General features: G+C 69.4%; 16 protein-coding genes. All 16 read right to left on the reverse strand.

All coding sequences use genetic code 11. From position 1 onward, the window contains the following. Positions 1-4: 4 nt before the first annotated feature. Entirely contained in the window at positions 5-922 is a 918-nt protein-coding gene (locus DEA06_RS04835; RefSeq protein WP_116646858.1) for a ribokinase, read from the reverse strand. A gap of 22 nt (positions 923-944) precedes the next feature. Next, positions 945-2579 (reverse strand): fucose isomerase, encoded by a 1635-nt coding sequence (locus tag DEA06_RS04840; RefSeq protein ID WP_116646859.1) that lies wholly within the window; start codon positions 2577-2579, stop codon positions 945-947. Beyond that, positions 2576-4099: an FGGY-family carbohydrate kinase gene (locus DEA06_RS04845; protein ID WP_116646860.1), complete on the reverse strand. Its 1524-nt coding sequence runs from the start codon at positions 4097-4099 to the stop codon at positions 2576-2578. The genes DEA06_RS04840 and DEA06_RS04845 overlap by 4 nt, the downstream gene beginning before the upstream one ends. A gap of 29 nt (positions 4100-4128) precedes the next feature. After that, positions 4129-4998: a dihydrodipicolinate synthase family protein gene (locus tag DEA06_RS04850; protein ID WP_116646861.1), complete on the reverse strand. Its 870-nt coding sequence runs from the start codon at positions 4996-4998 to the stop codon at positions 4129-4131. 39 nt (positions 4999-5037) lie between these two features. Next, positions 5038-5772, reverse strand: coding sequence for an SDR family NAD(P)-dependent oxidoreductase (locus DEA06_RS04855; protein ID WP_116646862.1), 735 nt, complete (start codon positions 5770-5772; stop codon positions 5038-5040). A 1-nt stretch (position 5773) separates the two neighbouring features. Continuing rightward, positions 5774-6676, reverse strand: a complete 903-nt coding sequence (locus tag DEA06_RS04860; protein WP_116646863.1) for a carbohydrate ABC transporter permease — start codon at positions 6674-6676, stop codon at positions 5774-5776. Beyond that, positions 6673-7602: a sugar ABC transporter permease gene (locus DEA06_RS04865; protein ID WP_240606822.1), complete on the reverse strand. Its 930-nt coding sequence runs from the start codon at positions 7600-7602 to the stop codon at positions 6673-6675. The genes DEA06_RS04860 and DEA06_RS04865 overlap by 4 nt, the downstream gene beginning before the upstream one ends. A 58-nt stretch (positions 7603-7660) precedes the next feature. Continuing rightward, on the reverse strand, positions 7661-8965 hold the full coding sequence (locus tag DEA06_RS04870) for a sugar ABC transporter substrate-binding protein (RefSeq protein WP_116646864.1): 1305 nt from the start codon (positions 8963-8965) through the stop codon (positions 7661-7663). A 38-nt stretch (positions 8966-9003) separates the two neighbouring features. Then, the gene (locus tag DEA06_RS04875) at positions 9004-9996 is read right to left on the reverse strand and encodes a phosphoglycerate dehydrogenase (RefSeq protein ID WP_116646865.1); all 993 of its coding nucleotides are present in this window, start codon (positions 9994-9996) and stop codon (positions 9004-9006) included. A gap of 169 nt (positions 9997-10165) precedes the next feature. Further along, a complete protein-coding gene (locus tag DEA06_RS04880) occupies positions 10166-10795 on the reverse strand; it encodes a GntR family transcriptional regulator (protein WP_116646866.1) in 630 nt (209 codons plus the stop codon). 92 nt (positions 10796-10887) lie between these two features. After that, on the reverse strand, positions 10888-11676 hold the full coding sequence (locus DEA06_RS04885; protein WP_116646867.1) for a potassium channel family protein: 789 nt from the start codon (positions 11674-11676) through the stop codon (positions 10888-10890). Between the two features lie 42 nt (positions 11677-11718). Further along, on the reverse strand, positions 11719-12171 hold the full coding sequence (locus tag DEA06_RS04890; protein ID WP_205781219.1) for a MerR family transcriptional regulator: 453 nt from the start codon (positions 12169-12171) through the stop codon (positions 11719-11721). A gap of 27 nt (positions 12172-12198) precedes the next feature. Then, positions 12199-13188, reverse strand: a complete 990-nt coding sequence (locus DEA06_RS04895; RefSeq protein ID WP_116646869.1) for a DnaJ C-terminal domain-containing protein — start codon at positions 13186-13188, stop codon at positions 12199-12201. Between the two features lie 9 nt (positions 13189-13197). Then, a complete protein-coding gene (locus tag DEA06_RS04900) occupies positions 13198-13827 on the reverse strand; it encodes a nucleotide exchange factor GrpE (RefSeq protein ID WP_116646870.1) in 630 nt (209 codons plus the stop codon). Between the two features lie 2 nt (positions 13828-13829). Further along, entirely contained in the window at positions 13830-15686 is a 1857-nt protein-coding gene (gene dnaK, locus DEA06_RS04905; protein ID WP_116646871.1) for a molecular chaperone DnaK, read from the reverse strand. 175 nt (positions 15687-15861) lie between these two features. After that, positions 15862-16380: a hypothetical protein gene (locus DEA06_RS04910; RefSeq protein ID WP_116646872.1), complete on the reverse strand. Its 519-nt coding sequence runs from the start codon at positions 16378-16380 to the stop codon at positions 15862-15864. Between the last annotated feature and the right edge of the window lie 13 nt (positions 16381-16393).

The following is a 16393-nucleotide window of genomic DNA, read 5'->3' on the forward strand; positions in this document are numbered from 1 at the left end:
CCGGTCAGACCCCGCCGGTCGCGACGGGCGAGGCGAGCGCGCGATCGATCTCGTCGCGCGACGGCATCGACTCGGCCGCGCCCGCCCGGGTGACCGTGATCGCCGCCCCCGCGATCGCGGCCTCGAGGGCCTCGTCGAGGGATCGCCCGTCGGCGAGCCACGCCACGAGCACGCCCACGAAGGTGTCGCCCGCCGCGGTGGTGTCGACCGCGCGGGCGGGGCGCGCGCCGACACGACGCACCACCGCTCCCCCGCGCGCCACGAGCGCGCCGTGCTCTCCCAGGGTGACGATGACCGTCGCGGCGCGCCGGCTGAGCTCGATCGCCGCGGACTCGGCATCGTCGCGGCCGCTCAACATCATCGCCTCGCCCTCGTTGGGCACGAGCACGTCGGCGAGATCGAGCAGCGCATCCAGGCCCGCCCCCGCCGGCGCCGGCGTGAGCACGGTCGTGACCCCGGCGTCGCGCGCGTGACGCAGGGCCACCTCGAGCAGCTCGATCGGTCTCTCGAGCTGCACGACCAGATGGGATGCCGCCGCCACCGCCGAGCGGTCGTCCTCGGTGAACGCGCGATCGGCGTTGGCCCCGGGCACGACCACGATCGTGTTCTGTCCGTCGTCGGTCACGGTGATCTGTGCGATACCGGTGGCACCGGGCACCGTCCGCAGCCCCTCGACATCGACCCCGTCGGCGACGAGCCGGTCGCGCAGGCGCTCGGCGAAAGCATCCGCCCCCACCGCTCCGATGAAGCGCACCGACGCGCCCGCGCGAGCCGCGGCGATCGCCTGGTTGAGCCCCTTGCCGCCCGGTCCGGTCGAGAAGTCCGTGCCGAAGAGCGTCTCGCCCGGCTCCGCGCGGCGCGGCTGGCGCACCACGAGATCCATGTTGGCGCTGCCGAGCACGACGACCCCCGAGCCGCTCATCGGGCGGCCCCCCAGCCGCCGGTCACACCGTCACCCGGCCGACCAGATTGACCGCGATGCCCATGCGTTCGAACATAGCGGCCTTCGCGATCAGGGCCTTGTCGGCGGTCGCGGCGTCGGGTGCGTAGACGACCTGGGCGTGGTTCGCCTTGTGCCGGGCCATGAACTGGTCGCGCGAGACATCGTGCAGCACCACGTGCGCGATGGGCCACTCGGGATTGGTCGCCTCCTTGCGCCGACGCGTCTCAGCCTCGGGCAGCTCGACCGCGCTGCCCCGGAAGATGTCGACCTGCAGGATCCCGTCGGCGATGAAGACGCGACTGATCACCAGCTCACCGGGGCGCGAGACGCCGTTGATGGTGGCGCCGCCGGCGGGGAAGAAGACCGGCCCCTGCCGCCACCCCTCCGCCTTGTCCCATCCCCCGAGGTGCGAAGCGGGAACCGATCCCGAGATCTCGTAGACCCACACGAACTCGCCGTCGTACTCCTCGCCCCACCGCACGTCGTGCAGCGTGTTGTCGGGCACGAGCCCCATCGCCGTCCAGACCCGGTCGGTGACCAGAGCGTCGACCGCGACGCCCTCGTCGGCCTCGTTGAAGTGCGGCATGGCCCGACCGGCGAACAGCTCGCGCCCGCCGTCGCGCGAGAACACCGGCGGGCGTTCGGTGGAGTTGAGCACCCCCTCGGCGAGATCCGACGCCGGCACCAGGTCTTTGAGGCCCTGCTGGTACTGGATGCCCACGGCGTCGAGGCCGAAATCATCGGCGATGCGCAGCGCCGCGATGTACATCTTCATCTGCCATCGCACCTGGCCCTCGGTGAGCTCCGTCGCCTCGTCCGTGCCGAAGCGGAAGGTCATCCCCCGGTCGATCAACCAGTCGCGCGCGGCATCCGCCTCCTCGTCGGGGACGACGAGCATCTCGGCGTACAGGGCCGACTGCGAGAGGCGTTCCTTGTAGATGCCCGTCGGATTCAGCAGCTCGTCGTCGAAGATCGCGTTGTACATGCCCATGCAGCCCTCGTCGAAGACACCGATGATGGCCTTCTCGGCGAGCAGCTGGTCTCCCAGCGCGCGACCCAGATCGCGCTCGGGCGAGGGAGCCAGCTCGGGCAGCGGCCTGACGTGCGACTCGTCGTGGACGATCCGGCCGGTCTCGGTCCACTCCCGCAGCCCGTCCCGGAACCACGGGTCGGTGAAGTCGACCGACCAGATCGTCGAGTACTCGGTGCCCATCTTGGTCATGCCGGCGTTCAGGCCCAGCAGTCCGACGAGCCCCGGCCAGTCGCCGGCGAAGTTCGCGACCGTCAGGATCGGACCGCGGTGGGTGCGCAGGCCGGCGAGCACGTGGTGCGAGTACTGCCAGACGGCCTCGGCGACGATGAGGGGCGCATCGGCGGGGATGCTGCGGAACACCTCGAGCCCCATCCGCTGGCTCGAGATGAACCCGTGGCCCGTCTCGGGATCGACGCCGTTCGCGCGCACGACCTCCCAGCCGAGCTCGGCGAGCGCCGCGGACACGTCCGCCTCCATCCGGGCCTGCGTGGGCCAGCCCGCGACGTTCGCCGACTCGCGGAGGTCGCCGCTGGCGATGAGGTAGGCGGTGCGCGCGGGCGCGGTGAGACGGGGCGGCGGGGAGGGGAGGGTGTACGTGGTCATCGGGGAGCGCCTTCCGTGTCGGTGAGGCTGCGTTGACGCGCAGCGAGATCGTGGGTGATGACGGCCGTTCCGTCGTAGAGGGAGAGGTAGAGGGTGAAGAGGTCGTCGTAGAGCGCGGCGACCGCCGGGTCGGGGACGACGGTGCGTGCGACCGGGTTCCAGTCCTCGATGCGCGGGGCGTCGTCGCGAGAGGGATCGGAGGCCGCCGCGAGGAAGGCCGCGCCGTACGATGCGCCGATCGTGACCTCGGGGACCTCCTGCACGAGGCCGGTCACGTCCGAGACGATCTGCAGCCAGAGGGCGCCCTGGGTCCCCCCGCCGACCGCGACGATGCGTCGGATGTCGGCGCCCGCGGCGCGCATCGTCTCGACGTTGTGCCGCACGCCGAACGCGGTCGCCTCGAGAGCGGCGCGGTACAGATCGCCGCGGTCGTGCTCGAGGGTGAGACCGGCGATGACGCCGCGCGCGTCGGGGTCGAGGATGGGCGTGCGCTCACCGGCGAAGTACGGCAGCATCACCAGGCCCCGCGCGCCCGGCCCCGACTCCGCGGCTTCGGCGAGGAGGCGCGGGTAGTCGGCGCCGGTGAGGGCCGCGATCCATCGGGTGATCGCGCCGGAGCTCGCCAGACCGCCCGCGAGGTTGCGAGACCCGGGGAACGCCCCGACGGTGCTCCACATCGACGGGGTGCGAAGAGTCTCGTTGCCGGTGGCGACGAGGAACATCGTCGTGCCGTACATGAGCATGAGGTCGCCGGCACCGTGGGCTCCGACGCTCACCGCCTCGGTCCACGCGTCGATGGTGCCGGTGATCACCGGCGTCCCCTCCGCGAGACCGGTGCGGTCGGCGGCGTCGCGGGTCACGAGACCCGCGACCTCTCCCGCCCACCGCAGGAGCGGCTGCTCAAGTCCCGGCGCGATGAGCCGCCACCACGGTTCGTGCCACCGTTCGTGCTCGATGTCGTAGAGCGGAGTCATCTGACTCGCCGACTGATGATCGAGCACGTACGCACCCGTCAGGCGATGCGCGAGCCACGAGGCCGGCATGAAGAGGCGACGAGCCCGCGCATACGCCTCCGGCTCTTCGTCGCGCACCCACGCGATCTTCGGGCCGCCGGCCTGCGTCGTCAGGGACGACCCCGCGATGCGCACGATCTCGTCCTCGCCGAGCGCTTCGGTCAGGCGACAAATCTGGTCGGTCGCGCGCGTGTCGACGCCGTAGAGGATCGCCGGACGGACCGGGGTCGCGTCGGCGTCGACGAGCAGCACGCAGGGACCCATGCCGCTGACGCCCACCGCGCTGACCTCCACGTCCTGCCCCGAGACGCGCGCCAGGAGCTCGCGCGAGAGCGTCACGAACTCGTCCCACCAGACCGAGCCGTCCATTTCGACCCAGCCGGTGCGCGGACGCGAGACCTCGTGTTCGACGGCCGCCGATGCGACGATCCGGCCCTGCGCATCGACGAGGACGCCCTTGCTGCTGGACGTGCCGATATCGACGCCCATCGTGCAGCGGACCGTCATGGCATCCGCCTCTCTTCCCCGTGTGCGGATCAGCGGTAGGCGGCGATGACGCGATCGATCTCGACCAGCGCCTCGTCGTCGGGCTCCACGAGCGCCATGCGGCAGCGACCGTCCGCGACGCCCATCGAGCGCAGGGCGGCTTTCATGCGGGGCATGTCGCCCCCGATGACCCGCACCACGTCGTCGACGGCCGCCTGCGCGGTCGCGATGATCTCGGGGTCGCCGCCGTCGGCGGCTGCGGCGAGCGCGCGGAACGGCTTCGGCAGCACGGACGACACCCCCGAGACGACGCCCTGCGCTCCGACCTCGCCCGCGGCGACGAGGTCGCGGTCCGCGCCCGTGTAGAGCACGAAGTCATCGTCGACGACGGCGCGGTAGGCGGCGATGTCGTCGAGGCTCATCTCGCTGATCTTCGCGCCGATGACGTTCGGCAGCTTCGCGAGACGGGCCAGGAGCGCGGGGCTGACCTCGACGCCGCTGCGCTTCGGGTACACGTAGACGAACAACGATCCGTCGCCGACGGCCTCGGACACGGCCTCGAAGTAGCTCTCCACGGCGGCCTCCGCCGAGGCGAGGTAGTACGGAGTGAGCGCCGCGAACTCGCGCGCCCCCAGCTCGCGGGCGATCTGCACCCGCCGCACCGCCTCGAACGCGCTCGAGCGACCGACGTGCACGATCACGCGCATCCGACCGCCGAGATCCTCGACCGCGGCTCCCACCAGCGCGCGGAACTCCTCCTCGTCGATGGCGGGGAACTCCCCCGTCGTCCCCAGCACGAAGGCGCCTTCGTTGCCCGACTGCGCGACGTAGCGGAAGATCGCGCGGCTCCCCTCGAGGTCCAGGCTCCCGTCGGCGTGGAAGCTGGTCGGGATGGCGGTGACGATGTCGCGACGTGACATGTGATGCGGCCTTTCAGATGGTGGAACGGATGACGCAGATCAGGCGTAGGAGGTGTTCGAGGTGGGGGTGAGGACGAGCTCGTTCACGCAGACCCGTTCGGGCAGCGCGGCGATCCACCCCACCGCCTCCCCCACGTCCGCGGCGCGGAGCATCGACTCGCGCGCCTCGGCCGAGGGCGGGTTCGGACGGGTGTCGAGGATGTCGGTCGCCACCTCTCCGGGGCACAGGTGGGTGGCGCGCACCCCGTTCGGGTGCTCCTGGGCGTTGACCGATTCGGTGAGCACCCCCAGGGCGGTCTTGCTCATCGAGTAGGCGGCCCCCGCGCCCGGGGAATGGCGCCAGGCAGCCCATGACGAGATGAGCACGATGCGGCCGCCCCCGGCCGCACGCATGCCGGGCAGGACGGCGTGCACCGCGCGGACCGCCCCGTGCAGGTTCACATCCATGACGTGGTCGATCGCCGATGGGGTCACGGCGTCCCAGAAGCGCTCCTGCACGTTGGTGCCGGCGCTGAACACGAGGGTGGCGACGGGCCCGTGTTCGGCCTCGATGGTCGCGACGGCCCCCGAGACCGCGCGGTCATCGGACACGTCGAGCGCGAGCGGCGTCGCCGAGCCGCCGGCCGACCGGACCTCGGCGACCACACGGTCGAGCTCGCGCTCTCGGCGGCCCGACACCACCACGTGACCTCCGAGCCGAGCCAACGCCCGGGCGGATGCCTCGCCGATACCGCTGCCACCGCCGATCACCCACGACGCGGGGAGAGCAGGCACGTCAGCCCTTCGTCGCGCCGGCGGTCAGACCGCTGACGACGTATCGCTGGGCGATGAGGGCGACGATCATCACCGGGACGGTGATGACGACGGCCGCGGCCATGAGCCCGCCCCAGTCGACCGCGGCGTAGCTGGTGAAGTTCACGATCGCCACGGGCAGCGTCCTCGTACCCTGACTGGACAGCACGAGCGCGAACAGGAAGTTGTTCCAGCTGAAGATGAACGACAGGATCGACGCGGTCGCGATACCCGGCACCGACAGGGGGAGAACGACCCGGACGAACGCACCGATCCGGCTGGTCCCGTCGATCTGCGCCGCTTCCTCCAGCTCGTGCGGGATGCCGTCGAAGAAGCTCGACATGATCGCGACGACGAGCGGCATCGTCACGAACAGGTGCGTGAGGATCAGCACGGTGTAGGTGCCGACGAGCTGGATCTGCGAGAACAGGAAGTACCAGGGGATGAGCAGGCTCACACCCGGGATCACGCGCGCCATCAGCAGGAAGGCCGTCGTACTGCGAACCCGGTAGCGGGCGATGCCGTAGGCGGCGGGCACCCCGATCAGGAGGGCGAGCAGCGTCGCGCCGATGCCCACGATGACGCTGTTGCCGATGATCGGCAGGAAGTTCTGCGCCCCGAAGACCGTGTCGTAGTTGCCGAGCGTCGGTTCGAAGTCGAACGTGCGGGAGGGGTCGACGACGTCGCGGTTGCGCTTGATGCTCGCCAGGAACATCCAGGCCAGCGGCACGAGGAAGGCCAGCACGACGGCGACGATGCCGACGACGCGGGCGGTGCCGCCGATGATCTGCGCACGTGTCCGCCTGCGCCGACGCGGCGTCGGCAGCGGGCGGGCGGCGGCGGGGGTGGCTCCCTGACGGGGCCGGATGGGGGCGGTGACGCTCATGAGCGGTCTCCTCGTTTGCGAAGAATGGCCAGGGCGACGAGCACGATGACGATGAGCATGAAGAACAGCATCAGAAGGGCGGACGCCTTCCCGTACTGCGAGAACTGGAACGCCTGCCCGTAGGCCAGGATGTTCAGCGTCTCGGCCTCGTGGCTCGATCCGCCGCCGATGCCCTTGGTGGCGTAGATGATGTCGAAGGTCTTCATGGCGTCGATCGCGCGCAGGATGGCCGCCGCGCCGATGACCGGCGCGAGCAGGGGCAGCGTGATGTGTCGGAAGCGCTGCCACGCGTTGGCACCGTCGACCCGCGCAGCCTCGTCCGGCTCCTCGGGGAGCGTGGAGAGCCCCGCGAGCAGGATGAGGATGACCATCGGGGTCCACTGCCAGACGTCGATGAAGATCAGCGTGTTCAACGCGGTCGCGGGATCGGACAGCCACCCCTGCGCGGGAAGACCGAAGAACTGCATCACGACGTTCGCGAACCCGATGGTGGGTTCGAAGATGAGCAGCCACATCATGCCGACCGCCACCGGGGTGGCCACGAGCGGGAGCAGGATGAAGACCCGCACGATCCCCTGGCCTCGGAAGGTCTTGCGCAGCAGCAGTGCGATCGCGAGTCCGAAGAGCAGCTCCAGCCCCAACGCGACACCGGTGAAGTAGGCCGTGCGTCCCACCGCCGGCCAGAACCGCTCGGTGTCGGTGAGCCATCCGACGTAGTTCGCCAGGCCGACGAACTCGAACGGCCGGTTGACCGACCCGGCGGAGTCCGTCAGCGACAGGAACACCGTGTACCCGATGGGGAACGCGATGAGCGCACCGATGAACACCACCGACGGCGCGATGAGGATCCACTTCAGGTGCGCGTCGACCCAGTCGACGGCGCGCGTCGCGGCGCTCGGGCGGCGCGGGGCGGTGATCGTTGCCACTTCTTCCTCCTCTGGTGAGCGGGGTCCCGGCGGTGCAGCCGCCGAGACCCCGGCCCGATCAGTTCTCAGAATCCAGGAGGTCCTGGAACTGCGTGTTGGCCGACGCCGCCGCCTCGGAGACGTCGCCGCCCTCGATCGCGGCGATCACGGGACCGCCGACGATCTCGCGCGCCGCGGCGACCTGCTCGAGTTGCGGGCGGTCGTGACCGACACCGTGGTCGGCGACGTTGCGGACGATCTCGACGAGTCCGGCCGGGAACTTGGCGACGGCGGCGTCATCGTCCCAGGCGGACTGACGGGCGCCCGGGACGGTCTCGTTCTCGAGCAGCCACTTGGTGTTCTCCTCGTTGGTCACCCACTTGATGAACTCCCACGCCGCATCCTTCTTCGTCGAGAACTCGTTGATGCCGACGGTCTGCGGCACGATGTTGTAGAACTTCGAGCCGTCGGGACCCTCGGGGAACTGCGCGAAACCGACGGTGTCGACGACGCTGCTGTTGTCCTCGTCGAGGAAGGTGTAGGCCTGGCTGTCGGCGTCGATGTAGAACGCCGCGCGCCCCTGAGCGAACAGGGCGGATGCTTCGACCCAGCCCATGTTCGTCACTCCGGGAGGGCCGTACTCGCGCAGCAGGTTGCCGTAGAGCTCGATGGCCTCGACAGCCTCCGGGGTGTCGATCGATGCGTTGCCGTCGGCGTCCTGGAAGTCTGCACCGAAGCTGTAGAGGAACGAGGAGAGCTGCGTCACCAGCGGCACGCGCGAGCCGCGCATGGCGATGCCGAAGACGCCGTTCTCGGGGTCGTTCAGCGTCGCGATCGCCGTCTCGAGCTCCTCGAGCGTGGTCGGCACCTCGAGGCCGGCCGCTTCGAGCAGGTCGGTGCGGTAGTAGACGATCTGGCGCTCGGTCATGACGGGGACGCCGTAGACGACGCCGTCGAGCTCCACCGCGTCGCGCGCGGCGGGCTGGAAGTCCTCCCAGTTCCACTCGGCGTCGGACGAGACGTACTCCGTCATGTCGGCCAGCCATCCGTTGCGCGAGAACTCGCGCATGACGTCCTGCACCTGGAAGGCCATCACGTCGAAGTCGGACGACGACGAGTTCAGCTTGACCTTGTAGTTGTCGTTGAGCTGCTCGTTGCCGTACGCCTCGATCGTGACCGCGATGCCGGTCTCTTCCTCGTACTGCGTGGCGAGGGTCTTCAGTCCCTCGGTCCACGGGCTGTTGGCGGCGACGACGGTCAGCTCGGTGACCTCGCCCTCCGCCTGACCGCCGCTTCCGCCGCCGCAGGCGGTGAGGCCGAGGGCGAGAACCGCCCCGGAGGCCAGGACGGCGAGAAGGCGCCGCGATCGCTGTGTGGTGAACATCGGTGTTCCTTTCGTGGGGTGTTCGGGTTGTGTGAAGGTCAGGCCACCAGCGCCGTGGGAACGCGGCCGGCGAAGACGTCGACGATCGCCTCGGCGGTGGCGAGCCCGATCCGCTCGTACGCTTCGCGGCTGTCGGCCGCGGCGTGCGGGGCCACGACGACCATGGGGTGGGAGAAGAGCGGGTTGTCCTGCGAGGTGGGCTCGATCTCGAACACGTCGAGGCCGGCTCCGGCGATGCGGCCCGTGGCCAGAGCGTCCACGAGAGCGCCCTGGTCGACGAGGCCACCGCGCGACGTGTTGATCAGGATGGTGCCCTGGCGCATGCCGGAGATCAGTTCGGCGTCGACGATGTGGTGCGTCGCCGCGATGTGCGGGGCGTGCACGCTGACGATGTCGACGTCGGCCACCGCCGCAGCCGCCGTGTCGACCAGCGACACCCCGAGGCGCGCCGCGGCGGCCTCGTCGGCGTAGGGGTCGTAGGCCTTGATCGAGACGTCGAAGCCGGCGAGCCGACGGGTGAGCAGCTGGGCGATGGCGCCGAAACCGATCAGGCCGATCGACGTGCCTGCCAGCTCACGGCCGACGAATCGGTCCCACCGGCCCGCCTTCGTGGCGGAGTCCATCTCGGGGATGCGGCGCAGGACCGACAGCATGAATCCGATGGCGAGTTCGGCCACCGCGGCGGCGTTGCCGCCGGGCACGTTCACGACCTTCACGTCGCGGCCGCGGGTGGCGTCGAGGTCGATGTTGTCGAGGCCGACACCGAGGCGGGCGATGATCTGCAGACGGTTCGCGTGTGAGAGCGCTTCTGCGTCGTAGACCTCCACCCCGCCGACGGCGGCGTCCGCGTCGGCGATGAGCGCGTGCAGTTCGGCCTGGGTCCACGGAACGGTGGAGTCGTTCTCGACGAGGGTGAAACCGTGGTCGATGAGCAGCTGACGGCCCGACGAGCAGAGTTCGGGGTATCGGACCGGCCCGACGATGACCGTTCGTCCCGTGCCGACAGGTATCAGGGGGGCGGTAGCAGTCATCTCGGAGGCCTTTCTGGGCGGGTCAGGATTCCGAGGAATCGATCACCGTTGAACGATTTGTTTACTGTTAACAGTCACCATAGAGGGCGGGTCGTTGGCATGTCAAGACGACGAAACGAAGGGGCGCCCGCGGCCTGATGCCACGGGCGCCCCTCTGCGGAAGTGAGCCTCAGGAGTGCGCGAGCCCGCGCAGCACGTCGCGGACGTGGCCCTTCGCCAGGGTGAGATGCAGCCTGAGCCGCCGCACCGACGCCTCGACGTCGCCCGTGCGCACCACATCGAGGAAACCCTGGTGATCTTCGGTCGCAGAGGCGATGTCCGAGGTGTCGCTGAGCTCGAACAGGATCGCGAAGATGCGCTGGTAGGGCCGCCACGCATCGAGGAGGCGACGGTTGCCGGAGTTCGCATAGAAGCTCGTATGGAAGGCCATGTCGGCGTCGGCGAACCGCTCCCCGTCGTCGTCCTCCGCAGCGGCGGCCATGGAGTCCACGATGCGCTGGACGTTGTCCCAGTCCTTCGCGCTCGCGTTCTCGATGGCGAGCCGGATGGCCAGCGACTCGAGGGCCTCGCGCACGGTGTAGAGCTCCTCGACGTCGCGGAGATCCATCGCGCGGGCGTACAGCCTCTTTCGCCGGTCTTCCGCCAGCCCCTCGGTCTCGAGTTGGCGCAACGCGTCGCGCACGGGCCCGCGACTGACATCGAAGCGGGCGGCCAGGTGGTCCTCGGCGAGATGGGTGTCGGGCGGGATGATCCCGCGGATGATCTCCACCCTCAGGCGATGTGCGATCTGATCACCCATCGCCAACGGTCGAAGATCCGACACGGTTTACCCCCTGTGAATTGTCTACTGGTGACAAAGCTAACCCACGCTCGGCGATCCGGGGCAATCCTTCACGAACGGGCGTCGGAACCGCCCGCCGCTCGCCGGTCGGTGCTCTCACGGGATGCGCGCTCGTGCTCGAGTTCGCGCATCACCTCCTGCACGTCGGCTCGGGTGGCCGGCAACTGGTCCTCGTGGCCGCGGGCGGCTCGCTCCACGACCCACGATGAGAACGACGCGACGATGAGGCCCACGAGCACCACACCCCCGACCATCAGGAACACCGCGATGACCCGCCCCGGGATCGTCACCGGCGTGTAGTCGCCGTATCCGACGGTGGTCACGGTGCAGAACGCCCACCACACGGCGTTGCCGAAGGAGGTGATCGTCGCCCCGGGGGCGTGGCGCTCGGCGTTGAGCACGGTCAGCGAGGCCATCCAGATGAGAAGCAGGGCCGCGCCCGCGCCGTAGATCAGCAGACGGGCGCGCAGCGAGCTGCCGGCGGTACGCGTGAACGACGTGAGGCGAGTGAGCGCGCCGAGCAGCCGCACGGGCCGCAGGGTCGGCACCAGCACGATGACGATGTCGATGAGGTGCCGCCGCACCCAGAGCCCGCGGGGGTGGCTGAGCAGGAGGCGCGCGAGGTAGTCGACGATGAACATCACCCACGTCGTCACCACGACGACGGTGGTCACGGTCGACCACAGGCCCCGCAGATCGCCGATGACCTGGAACGTGTAGGCGATGAGGAACGCGAGCGCGGCGACCGTCAGCGGCCAGTAGCTCGCCGCCTCCCAGCGCCGGGTCGCCGCGGTCTCCCCCGCGTTGCGTGCGCGCGGGGGCGAGGACTTCGACGGCATGATCGCACTCTAGAGCAGGCACACCCCGAAGTGCGCGAGACGTCAGTGGGCGGATTCATCACCGGGGCGACGCGGTCGCCAGAGCACCACGTCGGTGGCGCGGCGCACGCGGGCGCCGTGCCGGAGCGTCACGACCGACCCGGTGGCGCCGGCCGCGAAGACGCGCGCGCCGGGGCGGGATTGCCGCTCGGCGTTGAGCTGACGCTCGAGGTCGGTGACGCGGCGGGTGAGGGCGTGGACGTGCTCCTCGAGCGCGAGCAGCCGGGCGATCGCCGGAAGGCTCATCCCCTCGCTCGAGAGGCGGGCGACCTCGCGCAGCTGCCCGATGTGTCGGGAGGAGTAGCGGCGCGATCCGCCCTGGGTGCGGCCGGGCACCACGAGCCCGAGTCGGTCGTACTGCCGCAGCGTCTGCGGGTGCATGTTGGCCAGTTCGGCCGCCACTGCGATCGCGAAGATCGGCGCATCCGCGTCGAGTTCGTCATCCACGTCTGTCACCAGTCTTCCCCCTCTCCTCCGCTCACCTCAGCCGCGCGCCTTCGACATCAGCTCGGCGCGAGGGTTCTCCTTCGGCTCGAGCTCCTGGAAGCGCACGAGCGCCTCGCGAGCCGCATCATCCAGGTGTGCGGGCACGGCGACCTGCACCTCGGCGAGGAGGTCGCCGGTGCCCTTCGACGTCTCGACGCCGCGACCCTTCACGCGCAGCACGCGCCCCGACGGGGTGCCGGGCGCGACGCGGAGCTTCACGGGATCACCGCCGAGGGTCGGCACCTCGATCGTCGCCCCGAGCGTCGCCTCGGTGAAGGTGACCGGAACGGTGACCCTCAGATTCAGACCGTCCCGCACGAAAACGGGGTGCGGGCGCACCGTCACCTGCACCACGACGTCGCCGTTCTCGCCGCCGTCGGGCGACGGGCGCCCGCGGCCGCGGAGACGGATCTTCTGGCCGTCCGAGACCCCGGCGGGGATCTTCACCTTGAACGGCTTGCCGTCGTCGCCCTGGAGCGAGATCGTCTCGCCCTTGGTGGCCGTGACGAAGTCGACCGTCGTGCGCGCCGTGACGTCGGAACCCCGGGTCGGGCCGCCGAACCCGCGATACCCGCCCGAGGTCTGCCCGAACCGTCCGGAGCCGAAGCCGCCGGGCTCGAAGTTCGCGAAAAAGTCATCGAAGTTGCTCGACGACTGGGTGCGCGGGCCCCCACGACCCTGACCGAACATGCTGAAGACGTCTTCGAAGCCGGCGTTGCCGCCGCCCGGGGCCGTGAAGCGCGGCGCCCCCGAGCCCATGGCGCGGATCTGGTCGTACTCCGCGCGCTGCTCGGGGTCGCTCAGCACCGCGTAGGCCTCGCTGACCTCCTTGAAGGTCGCCTCCGCCTTCGCGTCGCCGGGGTTGGAGTCGGGGTGATACTTGCGGGCGAGCTTGCGGTAGGTCTTCTTGAGGTCGGCCTCCGAGATGTCCTTCGCCACGCCGAGCACCTTGTAGAAGTCCTTGTCGAACCAGTCCTGACTCGCCATACGGTGCTCCTATTCCGCCGGGACGGCGACGACGACCTTCGCGGGTCGCAGTTCGACAGAGCCGAGACGGTAACCGACCTCGACGACCTCGAGCACGGTCGGAACCGTCACGCCCGGGGTCGGCGCCTGGAAGATCGCCTCGTGCTGCTGCGGGTCGAACTCCTCGCCGGCAACGCCGTACGAGACGACACCCAGGCGTTCGGCCACGGAACGCACCTTCTCGGCGATCGCCGAGAAGGGCGTGCCGGCCTCGAGGTCGCCGTGCTTGACCGCGCGGTCCAGATCGTCGAGCACCGGGAGCAGGCCCTTCACGGCCTCGCCCTTCGCCCGCTCGATCTCTCGCTCGCGCTGGTCTTCGGTACGGCGACGGTAGTTGGCGTACTCGGCCTGCAGACGCTTGAGGTCGTTGAGCAGCTGCGACTCGAGGTCTGCCAGGGTCGTGTCCTCGGCCTGCGCCTGAGCGGTCTGCTCCGCGCCGAGGATGTCGTCCACGGTCAGCTCGTCCTGCGACGAGGGGTCGGATGCTGCGGCGGACTCAGCGCCCGCGGACTCAGCGCCCGACCCCTCCCCGTTCGGCCGAACCTCGTCGTCGCCCCGGCCGTCGTCGGCGCCGGGCTCTTCGAAGTTCTTCTTCGCCATGGTTACTTCTTCTCGTCTTCCTCGTCGACGACCTCGGCGTCCACCACGTCCTCGTCGGAGGAGGGGGCATCGGTCGCGGCGTCGGGCGCAGCATCCGGGGCCTGCTGCGACTGACCAGCGTTGTAGATGGCCTCGCCGATCTTGCCCTGGCTCTGGTTGAGCTTGTCGAAGGCGGTCTTGACCGCGTCGTCGTCGTCACCGGCGAGCGCGCTCTTGAGTGCGTCCACGTCGCCCTGCACCTCGGTCTTGACGTCCTCGGGCAGCTTGTCGGCGTTCTCGGAGAGCAGCTTCTCGATCGAGTACGAGAGGGTCTCGGCCTGGTTGCGCACCTCGGCCGACTCGCGACGCTTCTTGTCTTCGGCCGCGTTCTCCTCGGCCTCGCGCACCATGCGCTCGACGTCCTCCTTCGGCAGCGAAGAGCCGCCGGTGATGGTCATCGACTGCTCCTTGCCGGTGCCCTTGTCCTTCGCCGAGACGTGGACGATGCCGTTCGCGTCGATGTCGAAGGTGACCTCGACCTGCGGGATGCCGCGGGGGGCCGGAGCGATGCCGGTGAGCTCGAAGGTGCCGAGCGGCTTGTTGTCGCGGGTGAACTCTCGCTCGCCCTGGAAGACCTGGATCGCGACCGACGGCTGGTTGTCGTCTGCCGTGGTGAAGGTCTCGCTGCGCTTGGTCGGGATGGCCGTGTTGCGCTCGATGAGCTTCGTCATGATGCCGCCCTTGGTCTCGATGCCGAGGCTCAGGGGGGTCACGTCGATGAGCAGGACGTCCTTGCGCTCGCCCTTCAGCACGCCCGCCTGGAGAGCGGCGCCGACGGCGACGACCTCATCGGGGTTGACGCCCTTGTTGGCTTCCTTGCCGGCCTCGCGCTTGACGAGTTCGGCGACGGCGGGCATACGGGTCGAACCACCCACGAGCACGACGTGGTCGATGTCGGCCACCTTGATGCCGGCTTCGCGGATGACGTCCTCGAACGGCTTCTTCGTGCGGTCGAGGAGGTCCTTGGTGAGGTCCTCGAACTTCGCGCGCGTGATCGTCTCGGAGAGCGAGACGGGGCCCGAGTCGGTCAGCGAGAGGTACGGGAGGTTGACCGAGGTCGAGGTGGAGCTCGAGAGCTCCTTCTTGGCCTGCTCGGCGGCTTCCTTCAGACGCTGGAGGGCGATCTTGTCGCCGGAGACGTCGACGCCGGTGGTGTCCTTGAACTGCTTGATGAAGTACTCGACGAGACGCTGGTCCCAGTCGTCACCGCCGAGGCGGTTGTCGCCGGAGGTGGAGCGCACCTGGATCGTCGAGAAGTCGTCGTCCTTGCCCACCTCGAGCAGCGACACGTCGAAGGTTCCGCCGCCGAGGTCGAAGACCAGGATGAGCTCGTCCTCCTTGCCCCGGTCGAGGCCGTAGGCGAGAGCGGCCGCGGTCGGCTCGTTGATGATGCGGAGCACGTTGAGGCCCGCGATCTCACCGGCCTCCTTGGTGGCCTGACGCTCGGCGTCGTTGAAGTACGCGGGAACCGTGATGACCGCGTCGGTCACGGTGTCGCCGAGGTACTCCTCCGCGTCGCGCTTCAGCTTCTGGAGGATGCGCGCGGAGATCTCCTGCGGCGTCCACTTCTTGCCGTCGACGTCGAAGCCCCAGGTGGTGCCCATGTGGCGCTTCACGCTCGAGACGGTGCGGTCGACGTTCGTGACGGCCTGACGCTTCGCGGTCTCGCCGACGAGCACCTCGCCGTCCTTCGTGAACGCGACGACGGACGGGGTCGTGCGGAAGCCCTCCGCGTTCGCGATGACCTTGGGCTCGCCGCCCTCGAGGACGGAGACGACCGAGTTGGTGGTTCCGAGGTCGATTCCAACAGCACGTGCCATGTTGATCTCCTTCTAGGTGAGACGAGCGGATGCTGCGCCCCTGGGTTCGATTCGAGTTCTGGGGGCTCAACCGCTCCTCGAGTTCGCGAAGGGTTGAGCCGTGATGACTCAAGGCTATCGAACCCGAGAGTCGCGGTCAAACGAACTTGCTATGAATCGGCTCAACTTCGCACGATCAGATCGCGTGGGCGATCGTCTGCAAGCCGATCACGAGAAGACCGAGGGCGAGCAGCAGCAGCAGGGCGAGCAACTGCTGGCGGACGGGTAGGCGGGAGCGACGCACGCCGAGCCAGCCGATGAGGGCCAGCGTGCCGATGAAGACGAACGCGCACACCGTCAGCGCCGTCTCGATGTCGAGCACGTCGACCCAGGAGAGCACGATGATGCCACCCGGGATGATCACCGTGCCCATCGCGCCGCCCGCCACCTTGAGCATCTCCTCGACGCGGCGTCGGTCGGGGAACTCCCGGTGCACCGCGAGATGCGAGATGATCTCCGACACGAACCCCGCCGCGGTGATACCCAGAACGCCCAGCACGAGCGCGAAGAAGGCGTGGTCGGGTTCGGGGTGGAAGGCGGTGGCGGTCACGAGCACGATCGCGAGACCGGTGAACGTCGCGTAGACGCGCTCCTTGAAGTAGGTCGCGGCTGCCCGCTCCTTCTCCACGTCGACCTGCGGCGTAGCATCCGACATCTCCCGGCCCCTC

It is taken from the genome of Microbacterium sp. Gd 4-13 (assembly GCF_003095395.1).
GTDB lineage: Bacteria > Actinomycetota > Actinomycetes > Actinomycetales > Microbacteriaceae > Microbacterium.